Genomic DNA, 1,319 nt, shown 5'->3' with positions numbered 1-1,319 from the left:
CTAGGTGTGCTGTCTCGGGAGGTTGGTTCCATGGCTGGACACAGCCTGGGGCGCGTGGGGACCCCTCCCGGAGCCAGATCCCTACGCTCGCGACATGTGCTCAGGACCGCAGGCAATCCGGCGCGGTGCCGGAACAGGTCTGCCGCGCCGCATGGCGGTGGCAGCGGCCGTGCTGCTGATCGTGACCGGTTGCGACAGCGGAGGCAGGGACGACGACACCAAGCCGCGCTCGGCACGCTGGCAACTCGACTACGCCACTACGTCCACCCGTGACACGAGCGTGACCGACATCGCTGCCGCTTCCCGGGACGAGGGCTGGGCTGTGGGCCAGGACATACCGGACGACGGCTTCGGCGAGTTCTTCCTGCTGCACCGCCACGGCACCACCTGGAAACGTGCCGAGATGCCGCTGCAGCCGGTGAAGGGGGCAGAGTTCGACAACAACTACGTCCACCTGGACGCCTCCAGCCCCGACAACGTATGGCTGTTCGCCAGTCAGATCAGGGACAGCGTCGGGTCCGTAGGAAAGCCGACGGCAGCGCGCTGGGACGGCCGCAGGTGGCGTACGACCTCCGTCGACTTCAGAGTGTGGGACGTCGCCGTCCTGGCGCCCGACGACGTGTGGGCGCTGGACGCGAACCGCGCGGTCGGGCTGCACCATTGGGACGGCGAGCGCTGGACCGTCCACGATCTGCCCGGCGAGGCCGTAGCACTGTCCGCGACCGGCCCGGACGACATCTGGGCGGTGGGCTCCCACGACGACCGACCTGCGACCATGCACTTCGACGGGAAGGAGTGGCGGTCGGTCCCCACGCCCGAGCTCCGTCTTCCCAGGCCGGTGGACGGGGACGCGTCGCTGTCCGACGTCGTGGCCGTTTCCCGGGACGACGCCTGGGCGTTCGGTTCACCCGAGTACTGGACGGACGGCGCCGAGGTACGCGAGATGGCGTTCGCCCTGCACTGGGACGGCAAGCGCTGGCGCAAGGCCCCGAAGGCCATCGACACCACGCTGCGCAGCCAACCCGAACTCGGGACGTCGGGGACCCCTGACGGTGCAGGCGGGTTCGTCCTGAGCGGCGGGCTCCACCACACCGACGACGGCACACTGCACACGATCAAGCAGCCGAAGCCGGTCGCCGGCCGCTCCGGAAAGATCACCAAGGCGGACCGGCGCCAGCGCTTCCAAGTAAGCGACCTCCAACTCGTCCCCGGCACTCACGAGATCTGGGCGTCCGGCAATGTGAGCGTCGAGCTCAGCGACGGCACGACCTTCCTGCGCGGCGTCATCGCCTCCTACTCCACCGGCGGCTGACCCCGAG

The 1,319-nt window shown here is 69.4% G+C and carries 1 protein-coding gene; it reads left to right on the top strand.

Annotation, left to right across the window (positions count from 1 at the left end; all coding sequences use genetic code 11):
- Positions 1-151: 151 nt before the first annotated feature.
- On the top strand, positions 152-1,312 hold the full coding sequence (locus tag ACTWQO_RS48455; RefSeq protein WP_443243807.1) for a hypothetical protein: 1,161 nt from the start codon (positions 152-154) through the stop codon (positions 1,310-1,312).
- Positions 1,313-1,319: the final 7 nt, after the last annotated feature.

The sequence above is a fragment of the Streptomyces sp. 4N124 genome (assembly GCF_052245395.1).
In the GTDB taxonomy this organism is placed as follows: Bacteria; Actinomycetota; Actinomycetes; order Streptomycetales; family Streptomycetaceae; genus Streptomyces.
Note: the sequence above shows the minus strand (reverse complement) of the source record. Positions and strands in the feature narration are given on the sequence as shown.

Bases quoted from the DNA above. Each gene is read 5' to 3' on its own strand.
- ACTWQO_RS48455 (WP_443243807.1), top strand. From the start codon at position 152: ATGGCGGTGGCAGCGGCCGTGCTGCTGATCGTGACCGGTTGCGACAGC.